The organism is Streptomyces sp. B15 (assembly GCF_018070605.1).
Taxonomy (GTDB): domain Bacteria; phylum Actinomycetota; class Actinomycetes; order Streptomycetales; family Streptomycetaceae; genus Streptomyces; species Streptomyces smyrnaeus.
The window spans coordinates 20,665-46,702 of the sequence record NZ_JAGPXJ010000028.1 but is presented as its reverse complement, the minus strand read 5'-3'; the positions used below and the strand labels follow the sequence as shown (position 1 = coordinate 46,702).

Annotated in this window: 23 protein-coding genes; 5 read left to right on the top strand and 18 right to left on the bottom strand. The window is 70.8% G+C overall.

Annotated elements, in window-relative coordinates:
• The first annotated feature begins 72 nt into the window (after positions 1 to 72).
• Complete coding sequence (locus KBY19_RS15385; protein WP_099883875.1) at positions 73 to 480, top strand: ATP-binding protein; 408 nt, start codon at positions 73 to 75, stop codon at positions 478 to 480.
• Between the two features lie 128 nt (positions 481 to 608).
• Here the strand turns inward: KBY19_RS15385 and dapC are convergent, their stop codons facing one another.
• The gene (dapC, locus tag KBY19_RS15380; protein WP_210965970.1) at positions 609 to 1,706 is read right to left on the bottom strand and encodes a succinyldiaminopimelate transaminase; all 1,098 of its coding nucleotides are present in this window, start codon (positions 1,704 to 1,706) and stop codon (positions 609 to 611) included.
• A 159-nt stretch (positions 1,707 to 1,865) separates the two neighbouring features.
• Positions 1,866 to 2,192, bottom strand: a complete 327-nt coding sequence (fdxA, locus tag KBY19_RS15375) for a ferredoxin (protein WP_016469573.1) — start codon at positions 2,190 to 2,192, stop codon at positions 1,866 to 1,868.
• A 150-nt stretch (positions 2,193 to 2,342) separates the two neighbouring features.
• Here fdxA and KBY19_RS15370 point away from each other — a divergent pair, with 150 nt between their 5' ends.
• Together KBY19_RS15370 and KBY19_RS15365 are read left to right on the top strand one after the other, a co-directional pair.
• Positions 2,343 to 3,341, top strand: coding sequence for a GNAT family N-acetyltransferase (locus tag KBY19_RS15370; RefSeq protein ID WP_099883873.1), 999 nt, complete (start codon positions 2,343 to 2,345; stop codon positions 3,339 to 3,341).
• Position 3,342: 1 nt separating this feature from the next.
• The gene (locus KBY19_RS15365; protein ID WP_210965969.1) at positions 3,343 to 4,308 is read left to right on the top strand and encodes a transglutaminase-like domain-containing protein; all 966 of its coding nucleotides are present in this window, start codon (positions 3,343 to 3,345) and stop codon (positions 4,306 to 4,308) included.
• Positions 4,309 to 4,373: 65 nt separating this feature from the next.
• On the opposite strand, the gene KBY19_RS15360 is transcribed toward KBY19_RS15365, so the two are convergent.
• The 8 genes from KBY19_RS15360 to KBY19_RS15325 all read right to left on the bottom strand — a co-directional run bounded on the left by KBY19_RS15360 (position 4,374) and on the right by KBY19_RS15325 (position 12,464).
• Positions 4,374 to 4,946, bottom strand: coding sequence for a response regulator transcription factor (locus KBY19_RS15360; RefSeq protein WP_247691012.1), 573 nt, complete (start codon positions 4,944 to 4,946; stop codon positions 4,374 to 4,376).
• A gap of 37 nt (positions 4,947 to 4,983) precedes the next feature.
• Positions 4,984 to 6,246: a sensor histidine kinase gene (locus KBY19_RS15355; RefSeq protein ID WP_247691005.1), complete on the bottom strand. Its 1,263-nt coding sequence runs from the start codon at positions 6,244 to 6,246 to the stop codon at positions 4,984 to 4,986.
• Positions 6,247 to 6,279: 33 nt separating this feature from the next.
• Entirely contained in the window at positions 6,280 to 7,017 is a 738-nt protein-coding gene (locus KBY19_RS15350; protein WP_185018061.1) for an ABC transporter permease, read from the bottom strand.
• A complete protein-coding gene (locus KBY19_RS15345) occupies positions 7,014 to 7,976 on the bottom strand; it encodes an ABC transporter ATP-binding protein (protein ID WP_185018060.1) in 963 nt (320 codons plus the stop codon). The genes KBY19_RS15350 and KBY19_RS15345 overlap by 4 nt, the downstream gene beginning before the upstream one ends.
• Before the next feature lie 302 nt (positions 7,977 to 8,278).
• Positions 8,279 to 10,663: a hypothetical protein gene (locus KBY19_RS15340; RefSeq protein ID WP_185018059.1), complete on the bottom strand. Its 2,385-nt coding sequence runs from the start codon at positions 10,661 to 10,663 to the stop codon at positions 8,279 to 8,281.
• Positions 10,664 to 10,791: 128 nt separating this feature from the next.
• Positions 10,792 to 11,205, bottom strand: a complete 414-nt coding sequence (locus KBY19_RS15335; RefSeq protein WP_210965968.1) for a DUF6113 family protein — start codon at positions 11,203 to 11,205, stop codon at positions 10,792 to 10,794.
• Positions 11,202 to 12,164, bottom strand: coding sequence for an N-acetyl-1-D-myo-inositol-2-amino-2-deoxy-alpha-D-glucopyranoside deacetylase (gene mshB, locus KBY19_RS15330; protein WP_210965967.1), 963 nt, complete (start codon positions 12,162 to 12,164; stop codon positions 11,202 to 11,204). Before mshB ends, KBY19_RS15335 begins: the two co-directional genes overlap by 4 nt.
• 105 nt (positions 12,165 to 12,269) lie before the next feature.
• Complete coding sequence (locus KBY19_RS15325) at positions 12,270 to 12,464, bottom strand: hypothetical protein (RefSeq protein ID WP_099883855.1); 195 nt, start codon at positions 12,462 to 12,464, stop codon at positions 12,270 to 12,272.
• Between the two features lie 276 nt (positions 12,465 to 12,740).
• Between KBY19_RS15325 and KBY19_RS15320 the strand changes: the two genes are divergently transcribed.
• Positions 12,741 to 14,954 carry a S9 family peptidase gene (locus tag KBY19_RS15320; protein ID WP_210965966.1) on the top strand — a complete coding sequence of 738 codons (2,214 nt, stop codon included), beginning with the start codon at positions 12,741 to 12,743 and terminating at the stop codon, positions 14,952 to 14,954.
• 180 nt (positions 14,955 to 15,134) lie between these two features.
• Here the strand turns inward: KBY19_RS15320 and KBY19_RS15315 are convergent, their stop codons facing one another.
• The 5 genes from KBY19_RS15315 to KBY19_RS15295 form a co-directional block, all read right to left on the bottom strand.
• Positions 15,135 to 16,280 carry an ABC transporter ATP-binding protein gene (locus tag KBY19_RS15315; RefSeq protein WP_185018055.1) on the bottom strand — a complete coding sequence of 382 codons (1,146 nt, stop codon included), beginning with the start codon at positions 16,278 to 16,280 and terminating at the stop codon, positions 15,135 to 15,137.
• Between the two features lie 25 nt (positions 16,281 to 16,305).
• Positions 16,306 to 17,376, bottom strand: coding sequence for an ABC transporter ATP-binding protein (locus KBY19_RS15310; RefSeq protein WP_099883849.1), 1,071 nt, complete (start codon positions 17,374 to 17,376; stop codon positions 16,306 to 16,308).
• Between the two features lie 12 nt (positions 17,377 to 17,388).
• Entirely contained in the window at positions 17,389 to 18,366 is a 978-nt protein-coding gene (locus KBY19_RS15305; RefSeq protein WP_099883847.1) for an ABC transporter permease, read from the bottom strand.
• Positions 18,367 to 18,495: 129 nt separating this feature from the next.
• Positions 18,496 to 20,292, bottom strand: coding sequence for an ABC transporter substrate-binding protein (locus KBY19_RS15300; protein WP_099883846.1), 1,797 nt, complete (start codon positions 20,290 to 20,292; stop codon positions 18,496 to 18,498).
• Positions 20,293 to 20,387: 95 nt separating this feature from the next.
• On the bottom strand, positions 20,388 to 21,422 hold the full coding sequence (locus tag KBY19_RS15295; RefSeq protein ID WP_099883844.1) for an ABC transporter permease: 1,035 nt from the start codon (positions 21,420 to 21,422) through the stop codon (positions 20,388 to 20,390).
• A gap of 487 nt (positions 21,423 to 21,909) precedes the next feature.
• Here KBY19_RS15295 and KBY19_RS15290 point away from each other — a divergent pair, with 487 nt between their 5' ends.
• Entirely contained in the window at positions 21,910 to 22,923 is a 1,014-nt protein-coding gene (locus KBY19_RS15290) for a hypothetical protein (RefSeq protein WP_099883842.1), read from the top strand.
• Between the two features lie 15 nt (positions 22,924 to 22,938).
• On the opposite strand, the gene KBY19_RS15285 is transcribed toward KBY19_RS15290, so the two are convergent.
• The 3 genes from KBY19_RS15285 to KBY19_RS15275 are packed head-to-tail and all read right to left on the bottom strand — an operon-like array spanning position 22,939 to position 25,959.
• Positions 22,939 to 24,066: an ABC transporter ATP-binding protein gene (locus tag KBY19_RS15285; RefSeq protein WP_210965965.1), complete on the bottom strand. Its 1,128-nt coding sequence runs from the start codon at positions 24,064 to 24,066 to the stop codon at positions 22,939 to 22,941.
• Positions 24,056 to 25,036, bottom strand: coding sequence for an ABC transporter ATP-binding protein (locus KBY19_RS15280; protein WP_099883838.1), 981 nt, complete (start codon positions 25,034 to 25,036; stop codon positions 24,056 to 24,058). Before KBY19_RS15280 ends, KBY19_RS15285 begins: the two co-directional genes overlap by 11 nt.
• A 5-nt stretch (positions 25,037 to 25,041) precedes the next feature.
• Positions 25,042 to 25,959 (bottom strand): ABC transporter permease, encoded by a 918-nt coding sequence (locus tag KBY19_RS15275; RefSeq protein ID WP_221506816.1) that lies wholly within the window; start codon positions 25,957 to 25,959, stop codon positions 25,042 to 25,044.
• Positions 25,960 to 26,038 lie beyond the last annotated feature (79 nt).

Genomic DNA, 26,038 nt, shown 5'->3' with positions numbered 1-26,038 from the left:
CCGATAGGCACTGCGTCTGACCGGGGGACCCCGGCTGACACGCCAAGAACCCCTCTCCGTCAAAGGAGCACCATGTCCAACCCCCTCACGCGCCGGATCGCCCGCACCGCGCTGCTGACGGCAGCCGGCGCTGCCACCGTCGTCGGTGCCGCCGGAGCCGCGAGCGCCGTGGAACTGCCCGCGAGCCCCGTGGGCGGGGTCAGCAACCTGGACGGCGAGGGCGTCGGCAACACGCTGGACAAGACGGCCCGCGACACCAGCACGCTCGCCGGTGAGACCGGCGGCGAGGCCGTCAAGAAGGCCGTGCCGGCTGCCGGCCGTACCGTGGGCAAGACCGGTAGGACCGTGGCCCCGGCCGCGCAGCACCTGGCGGGCAACGCCGTCGGCGAGGCCGGTGACGTGCTCGGGCAGGCCGCCTCGGCCGCCGCCGACACCCGCCTTCCCTCCACCACCAACCTCGGGGGGCTCCCCCTCGGCTGAGGCGTCCCCGGTCGAGGGCGTTCCCCGCAGTGGTTGCCGGTCCCGCCCGTGCGGCCGGTCCCACTGCGCGGAGGCCACGAAGGGGCCGCCCGGACCTCACCGGTCCGGGCGGCCCCTTCGCATGTCCGCTACTCCCGCAGCCGAAGGGCGGCGGCGGCGACGCGCTCGTCCGTGGCGGTGAACGCGACCCGTACGTGCCGTGCCCCCGCCGGGCCGTAGAAGTCGCCCGGGGCGACGAGGACCCCGCGCTTGGCGAGGTCGGCCACGGTGTCCCAGCAGGACTCGTCCCGGGTGGCCCACAGGTACAGGGACGCCTCGCTGTGCTCGATCCGGAAGCCCGCGGCTTCCAGCGCTCCGCGCAAGGCGGTACGCCGGGCGCGGTAGCGCTCCCGCTGTTCGGCCACGTGGTGGTCGTCGCCGAGTGCGGCGACGGCCGCCGCCTGTACGGGCGCCGGCGTCATCATCCCGCCGTGCTTGCGGATCTGCAGCAGTTCGCCGAGCACATCGCTGTCGCCCGCGATGAACGCGGCGCGGTAGCCGGCGAGGTTGGAGCGCTTGGAGAGGGAGTGGACGGCCACCAGGCCCGCGTAGGAGCCGCCGCACACGTCCGGGTGCAGTACGGAGACCGGCTCCGTCTCCCAGCCGAGCTCCAGGTAGCACTCGTCGCTGACGACCAGCACGTCGTGCTCCCGCGCCCAGGCGACGACGGCGCGCAGCTTCTCGGGGGGCAGCACCTGGCCGGTCGGGTTGGAGGGGGAGTTGAGCCACAGCAGCGCGAGCCCGGCCGGGTCCAGCTCCAGGGGGTCGTCGTAGGCGATGTGGTCGGCCCCGGCGAGCCGGGCGCCGACCTCGTAGGTCGGGTAGGCGAGCCGGGGGAAGGCCACCCGGTCGCCCGGGCCCAGGCCGAGCTGGGTGGGCAGCCAGGCCACCAGCTCCTTGGAGCCGACGACGGGCAGCACGTTCCGGTCGGTGACGTCCTGCGCGCCCAGTCGGCGCTCACACCAGCCGGTGAGCGCGTCCCGCAGCGCCTGGGTCCCCCACACGGTGGGGTAGCCGGGGCTGTCGGCCGCCTCGGTCAGCGCGCGCCTGACCAGCGCGGGTACCGGGTCGACGGGGGTGCCGACCGACAGGTCGACGATGCCGTCGGGGTGCCCGGCGGCGGTGGTCTTGTACGGCTCTAGCCGGTCCCAGGGGAAGGTGGGGAGGCGGTCGGAGACGGAGGGCATGGTGCTCGCTTTCCAAAAGACAGCCGGTTCTCGAAGACAGCCGACCGGTACGGCCCCGAACGCCGCAGTCCCGTACGACAGGACGCTGGGGTCGCCGTACGGGACTGCTGAGGAGCTACTCGTCGTGCCAGTGGCTCACTCGCGGGGTGCACCCGTGGGTCACTCGTCGTGTTCCTGGGGCGGAAGCGCGGCGATGAGCGGGTGGTCCTTCTCGATCAGGCCGAGCTTGCTGGCACCGCCGGGAGAGCCGAGGTCGTCGAAGAACTCGACATTGGCCTTGTAGTAGTCCTTCCACTCCTCGGGAGTGTCATCTTCGTAGAAGATGGCCTCGACCGGGCAGACGGGCTCGCAGGCACCGCAGTCGACGCACTCGTCCGGGTGGATGTACAAGGACCGCTGGCCCTCGTAGATGCAGTCGACCGGGCACTCCTCGATGCAAGCCTTGTCCTTCAGGTCGACACAAGGCTCCGCGATGACGTAAGTCACGCTGTCGTTCCTCCTCGTTAGGGCTGGCGGGCCGGTGCCCGGCTCCGCCGCGGGCGCGCGGGAGCGCTCTTTCGCTTCGGACGGCGGCGATGCCCACACCTAGTATCTCCGTTCGCGGAGACAAGACGAACAGGAGGGGCGATCAGAACTGTGGAATTCACCACGGGCGGACGCTTGGAGGTCCGCATCACCCCTTCCGACGTGGGCAGACGTGTCTCGGTGCGGTCGTTGACGGCGGCGGAAGAGCCGCGCGGACGATTCACGGACACGCTCGGCATTCTCACATCGTGGACCGGGGGCGTGCTCAGGATCACCCGACGCGATGGTGAGCAGGTCGAGATCGAGGAGGCATCGATGGTCGCTGGAAAGGTCGTACCCCGCACTCCGGCGCGCCGCCGGGGGCTGCCCGCCGCCGATGTGGCGGAGCTCGTCACCGTCGCCGCCAGGGGCTGGCCGCCGGTCGAGTCGGAGCAATTGGGCGGGTGGACGCTGCGGGCCGCGGGCGGTTTCACCTCGCGGGCGAACTCCGTGCTCGTCCTGGACGATCCCGGGCTGCCGCTGCGGGCGGCCCTGGAGCGGGTCACCGCCTGGTACGGCGAGCGCGGGCTGCCCGCGCGGGTGCAGGTCGCCGCCGAGAAGGACGCGATCCTCGCCGGTCAGCTGCGCGAGCGCGGCTGGACGGCCGAGCGCCACGCGTTGATACAGGTCGGCGCGCTGGCCCCGCTGGCCGACAGGGAGCCGGACGAAAGGGTGCTGTTGCACCGCGCGCCGGACGAGCGGTGGGTCTCCCTCTACAACAGGGCGGACGGCGGCGGGCTCTCGGACGCCGCGCGGCAGGTGCTGGCGGGCGGGCCCTCGGTGTGGTTCGCGACCGTGCTCGACGAGGACGGCTCCCCCGTGGCGATCGGGCGGTGCGTGGTGGACGGCCGCTGGGCCGGGTTCGCCGCCATAGAGGTCGCCCCCCGGCGGCGTCGGCAGGGGCTCGCGCAGGCGGTGACGGGCGAGCTGGCCCGCGCGACGCTCGCCGAGGGTGCCTCGGCCGCCTATCTGCAGGTGGAGCGGGACAACGCGGCAGCGCGTGCCCTCTACGAGCGGCTGGGGTTCGCCGACCACCACGCGTACTTCTACCTCCGCGCCCCGCAGGACTGAGATGGGCGGCGGAAACGGTGCGGGCGGCGAGGGTGTCGGCGACGAGGGGGCACGGAGCGCGGTCAGGCGGCGGTTCGCCGAGGCGGCCCGTGAGGAGCGCCCTGATCTGGCGCTGCTGTGCCTGCTGATCGGCGCGGAGGCGGTCCTCGGCACCCAGGGGAACGCGACCGGGGACGCGGCCGGGGACGCGGCCGGGGACGCGGCCGGCGAGCAGGAGCACACACCGGACGACGAGTCGGCCCTCGACCGGATCCTGGACGAGGGGCAGGCGGAACTCGACCGGCTGGCCGGACTGTTGCCGTTCGAGCGCGGCCGTACGCCCGCCCAGTGGGCGCGCACGCTGCAGCAGGTGCTCGGCGAGGAGCAGGGGTTCGCCGGCTCCTCCTCGGACTACCAGCGGCTGGAGTCCTCGCTGCTGCCCGAGGTGCTGCGGCGGCGGCGCGGCCTGCCGATCCTGCTGTCGGTGGTCTGGACGGAGGTGGCCCGCCGCGCCGGTGCGCCGGTGTACGGGGTGGCGCTGCCGGGACACTTCGTGGTGGGCTTCGGTGACCCGGGCGCCTCCCACGTACTGGCCGACCCGTTCGCCGGAGGCAAGCAGCTCGGCGAGGAGGAGCTGTCCGTCATGGTCGCCGGTGCCACCGGGGGGACGCCGCTGTCGGCTGCCTCACTGCGGCCTGCCGGACCCCTGGAGACCGTGCTGCGCATCCTCAACAACATCCGCGCCTGGGCCAGCCCGCGGCCCGAGCAGTCCGGTGTGCGTCTGTGGGCGGTCGAGCTGTCCCTGCTGCTGCCCCACCACCCGGGCAGGCTCCGCTTCGAGCGGGCGCAGCTGCTGGTGGAGCGGGGCGAATTCATCCGGGGCGCCCGGGAGATGGAGGAGTACGCGGATATCGTCGCGACGATGGAGCCCAACGCGGCGGAGAACGTACGCCGGGCGGCTCGGGCGGCTCGGGCCCGGCTGAACTGACGTCGCGGACGCCGCGGCGTCGGCCGGCCGCCGGCACGGCCCCGGCCCCCGCTGCCCGTGGCTTTCTACAGCCAGCCCTTGTCGCGGGCGATACGGACGGCCTCGGTCCGGTTGCGGGCGCCGGTCTTCTGGATGGCCGTGGACAGATAGTTGCGGACCGTGCCGTGCGACAGGTGCAGCGCCGCGGCGATCTCGGCGTTGGCCGCGCCCTCACGGGCCGCGCTCAGCACATCGCGCTCCCGGTCGGTGAGCGGGCTGGCGCCCTCGGCGAGCGCGGCTGCGGCCAGCCCCGGGTCGATGACGCGCTCGCCCGCCCGCACCCGGCGCACGGCGTCGGCGAGTTGGGCCGCGGGCGCGTCCTTGACCAGGAACGCGTCGGCGCCCGACTCCATGGCGCGGCGCAGATAGCCGGGCCGGCCGAAGGTGGTGAGGATGACGACCTTCAGCGAAGGGTGCGTGGACCGCAGCCCCTCCAGCGCGTCCAGACCGCTCAGACCGGGCATCTCGATGTCCAGCAGCGCCACGTCCGGCCGGTGGGCCGCGACCGCGTCCAGCACCTCGTCGCCCCTGCCGACCTGGGCGGCGATCTCGATGTCCGGTTCCAGGCTCAGCAGCGCGGCGAGCGCCTCGCGGACCATCGCCTGGTCCTCGGCGAGCAGCAGTCTGATCACCGCCTCAGGGTAGCGACGGCACGGTGGCGCACAGAGTGAAGCCCCCGTTCACGCCCGCCGAGGTCGACAGTGAGCCGCCGACCGGCGCCAGCCGCTCCCGCAGCCCGCTCAGCCCGTTGCCCTCGCCCGCACCGGTGGGGCCTTCGCCGTCGTCCGCGACGGTGAGCCGCAGGAGCCGCCGGCCGTCACCGTCCGGAGCGCCGTCGCCGTCGCAATCCCGCAGGGTCACCGTGCAGCGGGTGGCGCCGCTGTGCCGTACGACGTTGGTGACCGCCTCGCGCAGCGCCCAGGCCAGCGCCGCCTCCTGCTCGGGCGCCGGCCGTACGGGCGGCGGCCGGTGCGGCAGCTCGGCGACGACACCCGCCGCCTCCAGCGCGGTGCGGGCGCCCGCGAGTTCGACGGCGAGGGTGGGGCGCCGGTAGTCGCCGATCGCCTCGCGGACTTCGACCAGTGCCTGTCTGCTGACGCGTTCGATGTCGGCGACCTGGGTGGCGGCCTCTTCGGGGCGTGCGGGCAGCATCCGGCCCGCCAGCTCGCTCTTGAGGGTGATGAGGGACAGCGAGTGCCCGAGCAGGTCGTGCAGGTCCCGGGCGAGACGCAGCCGCTCCTCGTTGGCCGCCAGCTGCGCCACCACCGCCCGGGTCTCGCGCAGCTCCCGCATCGTCAGGATCGTCTTGCGCGCGGACATCAGCACGAAACCGGCCAGCACGCAGGGGATCACGAGGCCGGACCATCCGCTCCAGGTGGGCCGCGCCCCGAAGTCCGTACCGACCGCCGCCAGCGCCAGCACGCACGCCGCCACGCCCGCCACCGCCTGCCGGGTGGGCAGCACAGCACCGATCGCCACCGCGACGTAGACGAACAGCACCAGCCACAGCTCGCTCGCCGTGAGCGAGAGGACGAGGGCCAGGACGTAGAGGAAGAAGAGGAGCGGATACACCACCCGCAGGGGGAAAGGGGTCTTGATGTGCCGGTAGACGAGCGTGAGGTAAGCGGCGAGGAACGCCACGAACCCGGCCACCGCACCGGCGAGTGCCGGACCGCTGTGGTCGCCCGTCCACAGATCGCTCACCGGGCCGCTGAGGAAGACCATCCAGACGCAGATCGTGGCGATCCGGAACCGCTTGCGGCGCCGGGTCTCCAAGGCGTCCCCGAAGGCCGGGACCCGGTCGCGCGCGGGGTTCGGCCGCAGGGCGTCCACGCCCGGGCCGGCGCCCTCTCCGGCCGCGGCCGGCCGCCGGGTGTCCGCCATGCCACGGTTCCTCATGTCGTGCGTGTCCTTACGTCGTACCTGGAGGCATCATGCCTTCCGGGTGTCCTTGCGGTAGAGCCAGGCGGCCACTGCGGCGAAGAGCACCAGATAGCCGAGCAGCAGCCCCGCGTCGGCCAGGTGCGGTGCCTCGCCGACCTCCACGGCCCGGCCCAACCCGGTGTAGGCGTAGGTGGGCATCCATTCACCGATGGCCCGCACCCAGTCGGGGAGGCTCGACATCGGCAACCACAGCCCGCCGGTGAACGCCAGCCCGAAGTAGCACAGCATCGTGATCGGCCGCACCGCGTCCCCCGTCGCCAGATAGCCGATGGCCACCCCCAGCGCGGCGAAGACGAAGCTGCCGGCCCACGAGCACAGGGCGACGGCACCCCACTGCCACGCTGCCAGCCGTACGTCCATGACGGTGGCTCCGGTCAGCAGGACCAGCAGGATGGAGGGCAGACTGACGGTGGCGGCCGAGGCGATCTTCGCGGTGACATAGCCGCGCCCCGGCAGCGCGGTGAGCCGCAGCTGCCGTACCCAGCCGGTCTCCCGCTCCTTGGCGATGCGTTCGCTGTTGCCCATCAGCACGGCGGTCATCGCACCGAAGGCGGCCATGGCGACCATGTAGTACAGCTTCAGGTCCACCGGCAGACCCGGCATGTTCCCCGCGGTGTCCCGGCCCGCGATGATCACATAGAGCACCGGCGGATAGATCACCGAGAAGAACATGAACTTCTTGTTGCGCAGCGAGCGCGTGATCTCCAGCTTGACGAGGGTCTTCACTTGGTGCCTGCCTTGTTCTCGGTCGCCCGGTGGCCGGTCTCCTCGGCGCGGGTGGTGAGGGTGACGAACGCTTCTTCCAGGCCGAGCCCGGTGACCTCCAGGTCATGCGGGTGGAGCCCCAGCGCGTAGAGCGCGTGCACGGTGGCATCCGCGTCGGTGGAGCGCAGCCGTACGGTGGCACCGGCCAGGTCGAGTTCAGCGACTCCGGGAAGGGCACGCAGCTGGGCCTCCAGCACCCCGTCCGGCACCGCGTCCAGCGTGAAGCCGACCCGGCGCACGCCCGCCATGGCCTTGATCCGGGCTGCGCTGCCGTCGGCGAGCAGCCGCCCGCGGTGCAGCACCAGTACCCGGTCGGCGACCTCGTCGGCCTCCTCCAGGTAGTGGGTGGCGAACAGGACCGTGCGGCCCTGTGCGGCCTGCGCCCGCATGGCCGCCCAGAAGGCGCGGCGCGCGGTGACATCCATGCCGGTGGTGGGCTCGTCCAGCACGATCAGGTCGCTGTCCCCGGCCGTGGCCAGCGCGAACCGCACCCGCTGTTCCTGGCCGCCGGACAGCTTGCCCACCATCCGGTCGGCCAGCTCGGTGATCCGGGCGTCCGACAACACCCGTTCGGCCGGGTGGCCCCGCGGGTGCAGAGCGCAGGCGAGCTCGACCAGTTCGCGAACCCGTACGCCCTCCATCAGCCCGCCGGACTGGAGCATGGCGCCCACCCGGCCGCCGGTCACCGCCTGCCGTGGCGTGGCGCCGAACAGCCGCACCCGGCCACCCGGGTCCGGGTTGCGCAGTCCGAGCAGCAGGTCGAGCGTGGTGGACTTGCCCGCCCCGTTGGGGCCGAGGAGGGCGACGGTCTCGCCGGGGTGAAGGCTGACGGTCAGTTTGTCGAGTGCCCGGACGGTGCCGTAGGTCTTGCCGGCCGAGGTGAACTCCACGGCGGGGGCCGTGGCGCGGGTCGATGTCATGCCCCAAGACTCGCCGGAGACCGGGTGCCCGGGGCAGTGTCGGCGGTCGTGACCTGGGGCTGACAGATGTCACCTCCCCCGGGTGACACCGGGCGTCCGGCCCCGGGACACGAGGCCGGCGTACGAGCCCGGGACACGCGCCCGTCGTACGAGCCTCGGGCACGAACCGGCGTACGAGCCCGAGCCGGCAGGCGCTCGGCACCCGGACGCGCCCCGGACCGGTCGCCACGGCCAGGGGCGCCCCGCCACGTCGGCGGGGCGCCCCTGGGTCGGTCCGGTACCCGGCTCGGTGGGAGCCGGGGTCAGCGGGAGCGGGTCGCCGGGACCTCGGCGACGCGCTGGGCCGGCTCGGGCGGTGCCTTCTTGCGAAGGGCGTCCACCATGGCGACCGCCGCGTGCTTCGGCGTCATCTTGACCGTCCCGGCGCCGCCGTCGACCACCACGTTGTCGAACGCCGAGCCGTAGGTCTCCTTCAGCTTCGCGGTGTCGATGACGGGCTGCAGCTTTCCGTTGGCGCTCGCCCGCATCGTGAGGAACTTGCCGATCGTCTTCTGGCTGTAGGGGACCTTCACATCCCCGGCCTCCAGATAGACCCAGCCGGACATCGCGGTACGGCCGAATCCGTTCACCGCCTTGTCCAGCTCGGCCTCGGTCACCTTGGGCTTGCGTACGGGGCCGGGCAGCTCGACCGGTTCGTTCTTGCCGGAGACGGCGCGCTGCTCGAAGGCCTTCTTCAGCGCGGCGGGCGCCTTGTCGACGTCGACGACCTTGTGCGGGCTGCCCTCGACGGCGACCGCCTTGCCGCCCGTGAACTTGACCATGCCCTCGGACGGGGACTTCGCCTCGGCCTTGGCGAGGACGGGCTTGAGTGCGGCACGCACCTTGGCCTCGTCCACCTTGATGGTCGGCTCGGCCTCGCGGGTCCGGCCCATGAGGGAACCGATGACGGAGACGGGGTTGTAGTCCCGGCCCGCGGCGGAGCGCACGGTCGCCTCCGTGTCGAGGGTGACCCCGGCGACGCTGGGCTTGAGCTCCGTCCGGCCGCCACTCGTCTCGATCTTGAACGGCTTCTTCGTCCGGTCGCCCAGTTCGGCGTCCAGCTTGTTGACGGCCTCGTGCTTGCTCAGCCCGCCGATCTCCACACCGAGCACCGTGGTGCCCTTGGGAACGTCCGCGTGATCGAGCAGCAGACCCGTGCCGTAGGCGACGCCGAGGACGCCGACGACCCCGGCCCCGATGAGCACCAGCTTGGAACGGCCGCCCTTCTTGGCCGGCTTGGCGGCCTTCGTGCCGCTCTGCGCGGACGGCGCGCCGGGGGCTCCGGCGCCGGGCGCGGGGGACGAGGGGCCGGGCGGCGGCACGCCGGGGCCCCCGGGCTCGCCAGGATCGCCTGTCTGCGGGACGCCGCTGACCATGGTGTCGCTCGACAGCCGCGCCTCGCTGCCGGGCCCGCCCGGGGGCTCCGCGCCGCCGGCTGCGAAGGGGCTCGCCCCGGTGTCCGCGCCCGGACCCGTGGCGGGCGTACCCGGGCGGTCAGGCGCACCGGCGCCCGGCACCATGGGCGTTCCGGACGGGGGCGTACCGCCGGGGCCGGCCCCGGGGACGCCGTGGGGGTCCGGACGGCCGTGGCCGAACGCGTCCAGTCCGGAGGCGCCCCGCCCCTGGTCGGCGCCGGGAGCGTGCGCGCCGGGAGCCCGGCCCGCGCCGAGATCGGGGCCCGCGCCGGAGCCCTGACCGGCGCCCGGCGCCGCCAGGGAGCCGGGGGCGACGCTGCCCGGGGTGGGCGGTACGCGCATGTCACCGGTGGCCGGGCCCGTGGTGGGACCGGCGGGCCCGCCCGGCGGGTTCTGCCCGAAGTGCGGTACGCCGTCGGGCGGCGTGTCGGTCGGGCCGGCTCCGCCCGGGAAGGCAGGCCCGGCTCCCGGCGCACCGGGAATCCCGTGCGTACCGGTCGACTCGGGAATCCCGTGCGTACCGGTCGACTCGGGAATCCCGTGCGTACCGGTCGACTCGGGCCCCGGCCCGGAGTAGTACGGCAGATCGCCACGATCCCCGGCGCCGGCACCAGCACCGCCCCCAGCGCCTGCACCGGGTGCCGCGTCCGAGCCGGGGCCACCGGCTGCCGGGGCGGACGGCGCCGACGTGCTCCTGGGCGGCTTGCGCGGCGCGAACCAGTCGCTGGTCCGCTGGGTGAACTTCTCCTCCGTCCCGGAGGCGTCGTCGGAGCCGGAGCCCGTTCCGCCGCCCCCGCCCGCGCCCGTGGACGCCGAGGCGGCCGGTGCGGCTTCGGAGCCACCGCCCGGCGCGGGCGGGGGCGCGGCGGCGGGGCCCGTGCCGCCCCCGGTCGCGCGCTTGCCCGCGCCGAGGTCCACGGTGCCCTTCGACTCCCGGCCGCCGGGGCCGTCCTCCGTTCTGTCGGAGGCGCCCTCCTCGCCGTCGTCCGCCACCGGCGTACGCATCACCACGGGCGGAATCGGCCGTGAGCCGGGGATGTTGATGCGGATGCGCGTGGTGAGCGTCGTCTCCGTCTTCGGCTCGTCCGGCTTGGACCCGGCCGGAGGTGGGGCATTCCGGTCGTCCTGGCCCGCGCCGGAGCCTGAGGCACCGTACGGCTCGGTCCCCGAGGGGTACGACGAACCGCCGCGCCGCTTGGGCCCGGAGGACGAACTGTCAGTTTCACGACTCAAAGCAGGTACTCCCGGATGGATTCGCCGTCTTCCTGTCGGCCTGAAGGCGGCTCGCCGGCGCGCACCACTGTACTTGGGGCACAGGGCACCGACCCCGCGACCACCGAATCGCCCCGGTGACGGTCCTCTCAGCGGTTTTTGCCGACGGGCACGGGGGGTGCGGGCAAGGCGATCGTGGTACACATCACAGCCGCGAGCATGCCGCCGAACAGGTAGACATAGCCGGCGATTCCCGCGGCGAACAGAAAGTCACCCTCGGCCCGCGAGGGGGTCGTCAGCAGCACCGCGAGCACCCACCCGGCGCCCGGGGCCGCGGCCCCCACCTTCGTACGGCACAGCGTGGCGCCGCCCCAGAAGACCCCGACGGCGGCGGCCAGCGCCAGCAGCAGCCCGAAGGGGAACCAGCCGCCCTGCACCAGGGTTCCGGCGACGCCGGTCAGCAGTCCGAGGACGACCAGTACCGCGTAGACCGCGACCCTGGCCCCGAGCGCCCGCGGCCAGGCGCTCCGCTCCGCCGTGCCGTTGCCGCCCACCGCGCTCATGCGTCCACCTCCGCGAACAGGTCGTCGGACCCGGCCGGCGCCGCACCGTCGCGGTCCGCTCGCTGGAAGAACTCCGTCCCGCTCAGCGGCTGGGCCAGACCGTTGGAGAGCGCGAAGACCGGACCGCGGGAGGTGTGGCGTACCGACACCTGGGTCTCGTGTGCTGCCATCGCCCTCGCCTTCGCCGCCACGTACGCGTCGGCCTCCACCGTGACATCGACCTCGGCCGCGCTGTCCACCACCCCCGGGACATCGTCCGGCTGTGCGAAGCCCGTTCTGCCCGTGAAGCCCGGAAAGGGAAAGACCTCACCGTCGTCGTCGGCGGCACGCAGCCGGGCGAAGCCCTCGTCGAGCACGGGACGGGGCACCACGTTCCAGTAGACCCGCTGGACACGGTGCGGCTCGCCCTGCGAACGGCCGTTCTTCAGCGCGGCGAGTTCGACGGCGCGCATGGCGACGCGGTGGGCCTTGATGTGGTCCGGATGGCCGTAGCCCCCGTCGGGCCCGTAGGTGACGAGCACCTGGGGGCGTACCTCGCACACCACGGCGGCGAGCAGCTGCGCGGCCTCGTCCAGCTCCGCCTGCCAGAAGCAGCCGGGGCGGTCGTTGGTCGGGGCGCCCATCATGCCGGAGTCGCGGTAGCGGCCGGGGCCGCCGAGGAAGCGGTGGTCGGTGACGCCCAACGCGCGCATGGCCGCGGCGAGTTCACCGATGCGGTGCGGGCCCAGGGTGTCGTCCTGGTCGGGCGCCAGATGGGCCAGCCCGTCCGGGATGACCTCGCCCTCCTCCCCCAGGGTGCAGGTGACGAGGGTGACGTGGACGCCCTCCGCCGCGTATTTGGCCATGGTGGCGCCGGTGGTGATCGACTCGTCGTCGGGGTGCGCGTGCACCAGCAGCAGACGGCGCTCGGGGGCGGCCGGTGAGCCGGGGGCCGCCCCCGGGGTAAACGCAGCGGTCATACCCCCGAGCCTACGACGGACGCCGTACCGGCAGCCTACGCGGCCGCTCCGGACGGCCGCGTAGGCGCGGGAGCGAGGAGAGACGGGATGCGGACAGGAACCGGGTCAGAACTTGAGCTCCCCGATCATCCCGGCGACGTTGGTGGTCAGGTCGTTGATGGTGGGAGCCATCGACGAACTGGCCAGATAGAAGCCCAACAGCACGCAGATCACCGCGTGTCCGGCTTTGAGCCCGGATTTCCTGACGAGCAGGATGACGATGATCGCCAGCAGCACCACCGCCGAAATCGAGAGTGCCACGGCGGTTCACCTCCAAGTACGCACGGTCGGTACGGGATCGGTACGGGTCACACGGACACGGCAGCACGCCTCCGGCATGGAGGAGCCACCGGCTTCATACCCAGCACTCACCATGCGCAACGGATCATAATTATCCGCACGACCGCACGGCTCGGTGCACAGGTGCAGAGGAGGGGCGCATATTCAGTTCCAGCCAACTGCACACCACCCGACGATCTTCCCGGAGGGCACCCGGAGCGGATCACAGCCCGGCTCAAGCGCAGTACGGTCGGCCGCATGGCTACGACTTTCCCGCGGCAGCACGCGCGTACCCACCGATTCACACTTGGCGCCCCGAGGTCCTTCACAGTTGCCCCAGACGGCTCACGAGTAGCCTTTCTGCGCTCCCGCAGCGGCTCTGACCTGGCCCACCTGCTGTGGGTGCGGGATGTGGCGAGCGGCGAGGAGCGGATCGCGGCCGACCCCGAGATGCTGCTGGGCGGCGCCGCCGAGGAGTTGTCCCCCGAGGAGCGCGCCCGGCGTGAGCGGAGCCGCGAGGGAACCGCGGGCGTGGTCGGATATGCCACTGACAGTTCCATGAGGATGGCCGCTTTCGCTCTTTCGGGTCGGCTGTTCACCGCCGACCTGCTCACCGGCAAGGCGGCCGAGCTGCCGACACCCACCCCCGTGGTGGACCCCCGGCCCTCCCCGGACGGACGGCACGTGGCCTATGTGTCGGGCGGCGCGCTGCGGGTGACCGCCGTGGACGGCGAGGACGACCGGGCGCTGGCCGAGCCGGAACCCGGGACCGGGACCGGGACCGGGACCGTCACCTGGGGCCTGGCCGAGTTCATCGCCGCCGAGGAGATGTCCAGGACCCGCGGATACTGGTGGTCCCCGGACGCGGACCGGCTGCTGGCCGCACGGGTCGACGACGCCCCGGTGCAACGCTGGACCATCGCTGATCCGGCCAACCCGCAGCAGGAGCCGACCCGGGTCGCCTATCCCGCGGCAGGCACCGGGAACGCCGAGGTCACCCTGCATCTGCTCGGCCTCGACGGGTCCCGCGTCCAGGTCGACTGGGACCGCGAGCGCTATCCGTATCTGGCCCGGGCGCACTGGTCGTCCGCCGGTCCGCCGCTGCTGCTGGTCCAGAGCAGGGACCAGCGCGAGGCCGCGTATCTGACGGTGGACACCGCCACGGGTGCGACTTCCGTCACACTCACCGAAGATGATCCAATCTGGCTTGAACTCTTCGGCGGGGTCCCGGCGTGGGCGCCGGACGGCGAGCTCGTCCGGATCACCGACGAAGGTGGCGCGGCACAGGGCGACCGAACCGACGCGGCGCGGGGCGGCGGAGGCGCACGGGTGCTCATGGCGGGCGCACGGCGGCTCACCTCCCCGGCGCTGCATGTACGGGCCGTTCTCGACATCGGGGAGGAAGACGTCCTCTTCTCCGCCTCGGAAGGCGACGGGGGCGGTGCGGCGGACCGCCGCGCGCCGGGGGACATCGGGGTCTACCGGGTACCGCTGGCCGGTGGCGAGCCGGTGCGGATCGCCGACGAGGAGGGACCGCACCTCGCCTCCGCCGTACGGGGCGGCGGGACGCTCGTCCTGTCGACCGCGGCCCTGTCCGGGCCGGGTGCGCGGGTGGTGCTGCTGCGGGAGGCCGACTCGGCGCGGCTGGGCGCCATCGAGTCGTACGCCGAGACACCCGTGCTCAGTACCGCGCCGCGGCTGCTGCACACCGGACGGCGCCGCATCCCGGCCGCCGTCGTCCTGCCCACCGGCCACCGGGAGTCGGACGGGCCGCTGCCGGTGCTGATGGATCCCTACGGTGGGCCGCACGGGCAGCGGGTCGTCGCGGCGCACAACGCGCATCTGACGGCGCAGTGGTTCGCGGACCAGGGCTTCGCGGTGGTCACGGCGGACGGGCGCGGCACCCCCGGCCACAGCCCCGGCTGGGAGAAGGCCGTCTCGCGCCGGATCGCCGCCGTCACGCTGGATGACCAGGTCGAGGCGCTGCACGCGCTCGCCGAGGACTTTCCGCTCGACCTGTCCCGGGTCGGCATCCGCGGCTGGTCGTACGGCGGCTATCTCGCGGCGCTGGCGGTGCTGCGGCGGCCCGACGTCTTCCACGCCGCGGTCGCCGGGGCTCCGGTGACGGACTGGCGGCTGTACGACACCCACTACACCGAGCGGTACTGCGGCACCCCGCAGGAGGACCCGGACAGCTACGCGGAGGCCTCACTGATCACCGACGAGGGACTGTCCCTGGTGGACGAGGACAGCCCCCATCGGCCGCTGATGATCATTCATGGGCTCGCCGACGACAACGTGGTGGTGGCCCACGCGCTGCGGCTGTCCTCCGCGCTGCTGGCTGCGGGCCGCCGCCATGAAGTGCTCCCTCTCTCGGGGGTCACCCATATGGCAAGCGGCGCGACGGTCGCGGAGAACCTGTTGCTGCTACAGGTGGGCTTCCTGAAGCGGTCGTTGGGGATCGCCGACTGACCGAGGAGGGGGGGCTGCTCCTGCCTGTGCGCCGCGGGCTGCAGGGGCTCCCCCAGCCTTCGGCCGGGCGGTACCCCCAGTGGTTGCTCGCGCAGTTCCCCGCGCCCCTCACGGGGCGTGGGGAACTGCTGTGCTTGGGCGGTCTGCTCCCCCAGTACCCCTCCCCAGCAGGGCGAAGCCCTAATGCGGGCTGTCCTCCATCGCGTGGAGCGCCTTGTCCATGACGACGGCCTCCTCGCGGGCGGCGGTCGTGGGCTCCTCGGGGAAGTGGCAGGCCGTCAGGTGGTCCGGCTCGTTCCCGGGGAGCCGGACCAGCGGGGGCTCCTCGGTGGCGCACTTGTCCTGGGCCTTCCAGCAGCGGGTGCGGAAGCGGCAGCCCGAGGGCGGGTTGATCGGCGAGGGCACGTCGCCGGCCAGCCGGATCCGCTCCCTGGTCTCCGGCCCCTCCGACGCCGCCTCCTCGTGCAGCACGGCCTCCGGCACCGCGGACAGCAGCGCGTGCGTGTAGGGGTGGCGGGGACGGTTGTAGATCGCCTCGCGCTCGCCCACCTCGACGATCTTGCCGAGGTACATCACCGCGACCCGCTCGGAGAAGTGCCGCACGATCGCCAGGTCATGGGCGATGAACACAAAGGCGATGCCCATGTCGCGCTGCACCTGCTGGAGCAGGTTGACCACCTGGGCCTGGATGGAGACGTCCAGGGCGGAGACCGGCTCGTCGGCCACGATCAGCTTGGGCTCCAGCGCGAGCGCGCGGGCCACACCGATGCGCTGGCGCTGACCGCCGGAGAATTCGTGCGGGAACCGGTTGTAGTGCTCGGGGTTGAGGCCGACGGTCTCCAGCAGCTCACGGATGCGCTTCTCCCGCCCGCCGGGCGGGTTGATGCCGTTGACCTCCATGGGGCCGCCGATGATGGTGCCGACCGTATGCCGCGGGTTGAGCGACGAGTACGGGTCCTGGAAGATCATCTGGATCTCGGAGCGGACCGGTGCCAGCTCCTTGCGCGACGCGTGGGTGATGTCCTGCCCCGCGTAGGTGAGCTTGCCCGCGGTGGGCTCCAGCAGCCGGGTCAGCAGCCGCCCCGTGGTGGACTTGCCGCAGCCCGACTCGCCGACGAGCCCGAAGCTCTCGCCCGCGTGCACGGACAGGTCGACACCGGAGACGGCCTGGACCTCGCCCACCTTCCGCTTGAAGGGGAAGCCCCCCATGATGGGGAAGTGTTTGGCCAGATTCTCGGCCTGCAGCAACGGCTCCCCGGTACGCGCCGGCCGAGTGTCCTGCGGTTCGCCCTCGCCGGGCTCGGTCAGGGTGAGGTCATCGCTCATTGGTCTGTTTCTCCCTCTGCCTGTCCTAGCTCAGCCTGGGCTTGATCTGCTCGACGAAGAACGTCCGCTTCTGCTCCGCCGTCAGATGGCAGGCGGCACCCCGGCCGTCCGGCAGCGGCGGCCGGTCGGCCGTGCAGGACTTGCCGGCGACCTCGTCCACGAAGCCGCAGCGCGGGTGGAAGGGGCAGCCGGGCGGGGGTGCGAGCAGGCTGGGCGGGGAGCCGTGGATCGGTGAGAGCTCCTCGTTGACGTTCCCGGTCAGCCGGGGCATGGAGGTCAGCAGTCCCCAGGTGTACGGGTGCTGCGGGGAGCGCAGCACCTCGGAGACCGAGCCGCGCTCGACGGCGCGCCCGCCGTACATCACCAGGATGTCGTCGGCCACGTTGGCGATGACTCCGAGGTCGTGGGTGATGAAGACGATCGCGGAGCCGAACTCCTGCTGGAGGTCCTTGAGCAGGTCGAGGATCTGCGCCTGCACGGTGACGTCGAGCGCGGTGGTGGGCTCGTCCGCGATCAGCAGGTCCGGGTTGCACACCAGCGCCATGGCGATCATCGCGCGCTGCCGCATGCCGCCGGAGAACTGGTGCGGATAGTCGTTGACCCGCATCTTGGGGTTCGGGATGCCGACCTTGTCCAGCATCTCGATGGCCCGCAGGTGCGCCTCGCGCTTGGAGACACCCATGTGCTTGCGGTACGGCTCGGCGATCTGCCGCCCGATCGTGTAGTACGGCGAGAGGGCGGTGAGCGCGTCCTGGAAGATCATCGCCATCTTGTTGCCGCGCAGCGCCTCCAGGGTCTTCTCCCGGGCACCCGTCAGCTCCTGGCCGTCCAGCATGATCTGCCCGGAGATGTCGGTGGTCCGCGGGTTGTGCAGGCCCAGGATGGACAGGTTGGTGACCGACTTGCCGGAGCCGGACTCACCGACGATGCCGAGGGTGCGGCCGCGTTCGACGTCGAAGGAGAGCCCGTCGACTGCCTTGACGGTGCCGTCCTCCGTGTCGAAGTGCACGTACAGGTCGCGCACCGAGAGGAAGGCGTCACCGCCGCCGCCGTCACGCGGGGCCGGTACGTCGGCTTCCTTGGTCAGGGTGGTCATGTGCCGGTTCTCCTAGGACAGCCGCACGCGCGGATCGATGAACGCGTAGGCGGCGTCCACGACGATGTTGAAGAGGATGATGAAGGTGGCCGCGAAGAGCATCACGCCCATCACCATGGGCAGGTCGGTGTTCTGCACCGAGTTGACCGCGAGAGTGCCGAGCCCGGGCAGCGAGAAGGTCCACTCGGTGATCATGGCGCCGCCGAACAGCGAACCGAGGTCGACGCCGAAGATGGTGACGATCGGGATCAGCGAGCCGCGCCACGCGTAGCGGAAGAAGACGTACTTGCCCGACATGCCCTTGGCCCGGGCCGCTCTGACGTGATCCTCCTGCAACTGTTCGATCATCGAGGACCGGGACAGACGGGTGTAGTTCGCGGTGAAGATGATCTGGACGACCATCCAGGGGATCAGCAGTCCCATGAACCAGCCGGCCGGATCCTGGGTGAGCGGGACGTACTTGGGCTGGTCGAGCAGCTCCAGGTTGTAGACCACCAGCGCCAGCACCAGCGGACCGATGAAGTAGATCTGCATCGAGGAGAGCACCAGCGACATCGAGCTGAACGCCTTGTCGATGACGGTGCCCTTCTTCCAGGCGGCGATCATGCCGGCGCCCAGACCGATGGTCAGGAAGACCACGGCACCGCCGACGGTCAGCGAGACGGTGGTGGGGAAGCGGTCCAGGATGGTCTGCCAGACGGGGTCCTGGTTGGCGAAGGAGTAGCCGAAGCACGGTGCCGGACAGTCCCCCACGTTGAACTGGCGTCCGGCGACGATGCCGACCATGAAGTGGAAGTACTGGACCGGGATCGGCTCGTCGATGCCCATGTTCTTGCGGATGACCGCGAGCGCGTCCGGCGTGCAGTTCTTGCCGCAGGCCAGCGTCGCCGGGTCCCGTGGGACGGCGTAGAAGAGGAAGAAGGTGACGGCGCTGATGATCAGCAGGATCACCACGGCGCCGAGCGACCGGCGGATGAGAAATCGCAGCATGACGGAACGCAGCTCTCGTGCGACAGCGGGATCGAGACGTACGGGACGGAACCGGGGCGGGTCGCCCGGGGCTCCGCCGCCCGGCCTCGACGGGCCGGGCGGCGGAGTCGGCGCCTGGGGCGCGGTGCGTTACTTCTTCACGTAGAGCGACGTCGGGTTGAGGTCGTGCAGCCGCTCGTCGAAGTAGGCGCCACCGATCTTCGAGCCGGAGATCTGGATGGCCTTGTAGTAGTGCATCGGCACGGCGGGGACGTCCTCGACGAGGATCTTGTCCGCGAGCTTCTGCCACTCCTCGGCGGCCTTGTTCGCGTCGGACATGGCGCGGATGCGGTCCATCTCCTTCTCGAACTTGGGGTTCTTGTGGTGCGAGTAGTTCGCGGAACCGTCCTGCACCTGACGCCCGTCGAACAGGTTCGGAACGACGGTCGAGGAGCTCGGCCAGTCGGCACCCCACGAGTTGTGGTAGATGTCGTAGCCGTTCTTGACCTTGCCGATCTGGTCGTAGTACGTGTCCGCGATGATGTCCTTCTTCTGGACGTTGAACCCGGCCTTCTCCAGGTTCTGCGTCGCAGCCACCGCGAACTGCTGCCACTCGGGAGCGTTCTGGTAGGCGAAGGTGAGCTTCATGCCCTTCTTGCCGGACTCCTTCAGCAGCTTGGCCGCCTTCTTGACGTCACCCTGCGGGTTCTTCAGCTTGTTGAAGGGGTCGGTCTTCTTGTGGCCGACCAGCGTCGGGCTGATGTAGTTGCCCGCCATCTCACCGCCGCCCGCGCCACCGAAGGCCGAGACGATGGACTGGTTGGGAATCGCGTAGGCGATGGCCTGCCGGACCTTCTTGTTCTTGATCCGGTCCATGTTGATGTTCAGATAGCTGACGTAGGACTGGAAGCCGCCGACGGTCCGCTTCTTGATCTCCGGGTCGGTGCGCACCTTCTGCAGGCTGGAGGCGTCGACCTGGTTGGTGAAGCTGGTGGCGGTCTGGTTCTCACCCGCGTCGGACATCAGCCGCTTGGTGGAGTCCTCGAAGGAGACACCGAACTGGATGTTGAACGCGTCCGGGTACTGGTTGCGCGCCGGGTCCGTCTTCGGGTCCCACTCGGGGTTGCGGACCAGCTTCATGCTCTTGCCGGACTTGAACGAAGCGATCTTGTACGGGCCGGAGCACAGCGGCTTCTTGTCGTACTTCTCCTTGGTGTCCTTCTTCTCGGACACCACCGCGTAGCCGGCCATCGCCAGCGCGTAGGGCAGCTCGGCCTGCGGCTTCTTGAAGTGGAAGACGATGGTCTTGTCGTCCGGCGTCTCCAGGACGCTGTCCGGCAGGTGCTTGCCCTTGTAGGGGCCGTCCTTGAGCATCTTGCGGTAGTCGGTGCCACCGGTGTCGGCCAGCCACTGCTGGATGAAGGTGGGGCCCTCGGTGATGAACGGGGCGAACGTGCGCTCGATGGTGTGCCGGACGTCCTTCGAGGTGATGGTGGAGCCGTCCTCGAACTTGATGCCGTCCTTGAGCTTGTACGTCCAGGTCTTGCCGCCGTCCGACTTCTTCCCGCTGTCGGTGGCCAGGTCGCCGACGACCTCGTACTTGTCGTTGCTGACCTTCTTGTAGGTGGTCAGACCGCGGTGGATCAGCGTGGCGAGCGCACCCTCGTCGCTGACGTAGATCTGCGCGGGGTCCAGATGCGCGAAGCTGTCGCGCTGCAGCACCTTGATGGTCCCGCCCTTGCGGCCGCCCTCGACCTCCTTGGCCGGGCCCTTGGATGCGGCTTCGTCGGCGAAGGTGTAGGAGACGTCCTGGCCCTGCTGCTTGGCCTTCTCCTCCTTCTCGCTGTCGTCGCCTCCGCCGCCGCTGCTGCACCCGGTGAGGAACAGCGCTCCGGCGGCGAGCGCCGCGAGGGAGGCACGCGCCGTGCGTATGCTCACTCTGCTCATGGTGGTGTCTGCACCTGCCTGTCGGTTGTCCGTCGCTGCCTGACTGATGCCGTACGGGGTGGCAGCACCCCCCACCACTCGGTCGCGCCTGGCCCTCATCGGCCCGACTTGGGATCGAATGCGTCCCTGACCGAGTCTCCGAGCAGGTTGAAGGCGAGGATGAAGATCACCATCGCGCCGCCCGGGAAGAACATGTAGGTGATGTCGCTCTGGTAGATCTCGGCGCCCTTGGCGAACATCCGGCCCCAGTCGGGGGTGGGCTCCAGCAGACCGACACCGAGGAACGAGAGCCCCGCGATGGCGGTGACGTTGTTGGGCAGCATGTAGGTGGCCTGCACCAGAATGGGCGTGACGAGGTTCGGCAGCAGCTCCTTGCGGACGATGCGGCCCGACGGGGTGCCGGCGACCCGCGCCGCCTCGATGAACTCCCGTTCCCGCAACGACAGGGTCTGGCCGCGCAACAGTCGTGCCAGCGTCATCCAGCCCAGCAACCACATCACGTAGACGAGCACGCCGGCCCGCAGCCAGGTCGGCATCTCGTCCCGCGGGTCCACCAGCAGCGCCCCGACGACCGGTGTGAAGGCCACGAAGAACAGCTGGTTGGGGAAGGACATCATCAAGTCGGTGAAACGGCCGAGGAAGTAGTCGACCTTGCCGCCGAAGTAGCCCCCCGCGATGCCGATGATGATGGCCGTCAGCACCGACAGCAGAGTGATGATCACCGCAAGCGCCAGCGAGTTGCGGATTCCGTAGAGCAGCTGGGTGAACACGTCCCGGCCCAGCCCCGGCTCCAGCCCGAACCAGAACTCGCCGTCGATGCCGCCGTTGGGCTTCACCGGGTAGAAGTTCTCGTTCAGCAGGCCGGGCCTCAGCTGCCCGTAGCGGGTGTAGGGGTCCTTGCCGTAGAGCCAGGAGATCACCGGGGCCAGCGCCGCGATCAGGAAGAAGGCGAGCACGATGCACGCCGAGATCACGCCGGTGCGGTCGCGCTTGAAGCGCATCCACATGAGCTGGCCGGGGGATCGGCCCGCGAGTTCGGCCTCCTTGGCAACTCGCGTAGAACTCAGACCGGGGTCGTCGGGACCAGGGGTGTCGGCCCCGGCTGCCGCAGCCTGGGAAGTACTCGTCATCGCGTGTGTGCTCCCGCGCTCAAATCTCGCCGGAACCCGAATCGTTGGGCGTGATGCGGGTGGGTTGAGCCGGACTTTCGCAAGCCAATTACGTGGCAGTCAAGAGGTGTTGGCCAGGCTGGCCGCCGACCGACGCTTTCTTGAGCGAACGTTGCGCAGATCGAGGTCGCAACGTGCTTGACATCACAGCTGCCGAGCGGACATAGCATAATAAATGTTAAGGAAACGCCTTAACGAACCCGCAACACGGTCGACGTCTCACCGATATCCGAAGCTGCCGCTGCGAAGTGCGTACGGCGCCCAACCCCCTCGTACGGCTGGTTTGATGGCGTTCCCATGCGCGAGCGGTGTGCGCCGTGCGAACATGGGCGCGCGGTCGCATCGGCGTGCGTCGCGGCACCGGGGGGCGCTTGTAGCCGCACGGCGATCACAGGTAGACACGGGTGGATCTGGGACGTCGCGACACCGCACACACGGGGGGCCGAGCATGGGCCAGGACAGGACGCTCGCGCGCGGCGCGCGCGCCTTCGGAGCACTGCTGACAGCCGCGCTCGCGCTGATCAGCCTGGCCTGGATCATCCGGGACTTCACCCAGGCCCGCGAGGTCGTCGATGTCTGGTGGAACTGGGCAGGGCTGCCGGCCCGCGCCGAGGACGGCGTGTGGGTCACCTCCTTCCTGGAGCCGACGCTGCTGCTGCTGTACTCGGTCGCCGCCGTGACCGCGTTCCGCTCCTCCTCGTCCGCGGCGATACTCACCTGCACCGGGTTGCTGACGGTGGCCGTGCGTACGCCCGGACTGTGGAACCTGAACGCCGACTGGATGCAGGGCGTCTCGGACGGACTGCTGAGCAAGGTCCTCTTCAGCACCATCGCGGCGGTCGTCATCGGTGCCGCGCTGATCGTCACCGCCGTCGTCGGCCGCCGCACGGCCCCATCCCTCTCCAGCGGCTACGGCTACGGCGGCCCGTCCCGCTCCGACCCCGCCGACGAGCCCCCTGCCGGCCCCACCAGGGGCGGCGCCGTCGCCGCCTTTCTGCTGCTGGGCTCCGGCGGTGTGGTGCTCGCCGCATGGGAGATACGCGCCTGGCACCAGTACGGATGGGACCGCTACGAGCAGACGCTGACCGGAGAGCGGGCCATCGTACGACTGCTGGACGCACCCTCCGGCTGGGTGCTGTGGGCCGTCGTCCTGCTCTGTCTGGTCACCGCCGTCGCGGCGCTGTCGGGTGTCCCCTTCTCCCGGCCCCTCGGCCTGATCACCACCGCCCCCCTGCTCGGCATCGGCCTGTTCGCCGTGGCTTTCGGTATCAAGACGGAACTGTTCGAGCACTTCGGCGATCTCGGCTTCGAAGCCCAGCTTCGGGTGCTCACCAGCGCCTTCGAGGTCGTCACCGGCTGCGCCGTACTGCTGTCCCTCTCCCGCGGCGAGCAGCGTGACTCGCACACCCTCTCGCACTACCGGGGCGGCACCGCCCGCTACGGAACCTCTCCGCAGACTTGAGGGCCCCCACCGCTCTCAGCCGGCCACCGGTGGGACCACCGCGGCCCGTTCGGCGGCGAAGTGGCAGGCCGAGGGGTGGTGCACCGGCTGCTCGGGGAGGGTGTCGGCGAAGTTCTCGGGCACGGCCAGGGCCGGCTCCTCGACCACGCAGCGCTGCTGGGCCTTCCAGCAGCGGGTACGGAAGTGACAGCCCGAGGGCGGGTTGGCGGGCGAGGGTACATCGCCTTCCAGCACGATGCGTTCCCTCCCCGCCTCCGCCTCCGGGTCGGGTACCGGGACGGCCGACAGCAGCGCCTGGGTGTAGGGGTGGGTGGGGTGCTCGTAGATCTCGGTCTCGGTGCCGATCTCCACGATCTTGCCGAGGTACATCACGGCCACCCGGTCGGAGATGTGGCGGACGATGGACAGGTCGTGGGCGATGAACATGTAGGAGAGCCCGAACTCGTCCTGCAGCCGCTCCATCAGATTGACCACCTGCGCCTGCACCGAGACATCCAGCGCCGAGACCGGCTCGTCCGCCACGATGATCTCCGGACGCAACGCCAGCCCCCGCGCGATACCGATCCGCTGCCGCTGCCCACCACTGAACTGATGCGGATACCGGTTGATGTACTCCGGATTCAGCCCCACCACATCCAGCAGCTCCTGCACCCTGCGCCGCCGATCCCCCTTCGGCGCCACCTCCGGATGAATATCGAACGGCTCCCCCACGATGTCACCCACCGTCATCCGCGGATTGAGCGACGTGTACGGATCCTGGAACACCATCTGAATGTTCCGCCGCACCGCCTTCAAAGCACGCCCGGAGGCTTTGGTGACGTCGTTGCCCTTGTAGCGGATGGTGCCGGAGGTGGGCTGTTCGAGATGGGTGATCAATTTGGCGACCGTGGATTTGCCGCAGCCGGACTCCCCGACGATGCCCAGCGTCTCACCCGGGTACAGATCGAAGGAGACGCCGTCGACGGCCTTGACCGCTCCGACCTGCCGCTTGAAGAGGATGCCCTGCGTCAGCGGGAAGTGCTTGACCAGATCCCGCACCTCCAGGATCGGCTCCCCCGCCGCGTACGCGTTCTGTGCGTGCGACCTCGCCGGCAGCTTCCGCGCCTCCCGGGCCTCCCTGCGCCCCGAGTGGTCAGGGTGCATCGAACATCTCCTTCCAGAAGTGGCAGGCGCTGCGCCGCTCGTCGGAGACCTCGTACAGCGGTGGCTCGTCGGTACGGCACACGGCCCGTGCCATGGGGCAGCGCGGGTTGTAGGCGCAGCCGGGCGGGATCTCCAGCAGGCTGGGCGGCATCCCGCGGATGACGTTGAGCTCCTGCCCCTTCTGGTCCAGGCGCGGGATCGAGTCGAGCAGGCCCTTGGTGTACGGATGCGCCGGAGCCCGGTACAACTCCTTGACCGGGGCGGTCTCCACGATCCGGCCCGCGTACATCACCGCGATCTTGTCGGCCACATCCGCGACCACCCCCAGATCATGCGTGATCAGGATCAGCCCCATGTTGAACTCACGCTGCAGATCGGCCAGCAACTCCATCACCTGCGCCTGCACCGTGACATCCAACGCCGTCGTCGGCTCGTCCGCGATGATCAGATCCGGCTCCAACGCCAACGCCATCGCAATCATGATCCGCTGCCGCATACCACCACTGAACTGATGCGGGAAGTCCCCCACCCGCTGGCGCGCCGCCGGGATACGCACCCGCTCCATCAGCTCGACCGCCCTGGCCCTGGCCTCCTTGCGGCCCAGGCCCTGGTGGACCCGGAACATCTCGGCCAGCTGATAGCCCACCGTCAGCACCGGATTGAGCGACGAGAGCGCATCCTGGAAGATCATCGCCATCTTCGAGCCGCGGATCTTGCGCCGCTCCTCCTCCGGGAGCTCCAGCAGATCCCGCCCCTGGAAGAGGATCCGGCCGCCGGTGATGCGGCCCGGCGGCATGTCGAGAATGCCCATCACCGCCTGCGCGGTCACCGACTTCCCGGAGCCGGACTCGCCCAGCACCGCCAGCGACTCGCCCGCCTCGACGCTGTAGCTCACTCCGTTGACGGCCTGCGCCACACCGTCCCGGGTGTGGAACTCAACATGCAGGTCACGCACTTCCAGCAGGCTCACCGCTCTCACCTCAGCTTCGGGTCGAGGGCGTCGCGCACCGCGTCGCCGAGCATGATGAACGCCAGCACGGTGAGGCTGAGCGCCGCGGCCGGGTAGAGCAGGATGTGCGGCGCGTTGCGGAACTGCATGCCCTGGGAGGCCGCCGAGATGTCCGCCCCCCACGAGACGGTGGGCGGCTGGAGCCCGACGCCGAGATAGCTGAGCGTCGCCTCCAGCGAGATGTAGGTGCCCAGCGCGATGGTCGCCGTCACGATCACCGGGGCGACGGCGTTCGGCAGGATGTGCCGCACCATCATCCGTACGGTGCCGGCCCCCAGCGCCCGTGCCGCCTGCACATAGTCGTTCTGCTTGACGGTGATGACCGACCCCCGTGCGATACGGGCCACCTGCGGCCAGCCGAGCAGCACGATGAAGGTGACCACCGTCCACACCGAGCGGCTGCCGGTCATGGAGAGGAAGACCAGGCCGCCCAGGACGATCGGGATGCCGAAGAAGATGTCCGTGACGCGGGAGAGGATCGCGTCCCACACCCCGCCGAAGAACCCGGCCAGCCCGCCCAGCAGACTGCCCAGCACCGCGACCCCCGCCGTGGCGCAGACGCCGACCGTCACCGAGGTACGGGCTCCGTAGACGACCCGCGTGTAGACGTCGCAGCCCTGGGCGTCGTAACCGAACCAGTGCCCCGCCGAGGACGGGTCGAGGGAGCGGCCGAGGCGGCAGGAGAGCGGGTCCCGCGAGGCGATGAGGCCGGGCCAGATCGAGATGAGCACCAGAAAGGCGATGAGCAGGCCCGCGATCACGAACACGGGGTTGCGCCGCAGATCGTGCCACGCGTCCGACCACAGACTGCGCCCCCGCTCAGGGCCCGGCCCGGGCGGGGGCGACCCCTCGATCTCCTGTCCCTCGTCCTCGGCCAGCTCCATGGCCCCGCCGGGCCCCTCGATCGCGGGCGTCCCCGTCACAGCCCGGCCCTCCGTCGGTTCGACGGCGCCCCTCTTCCCA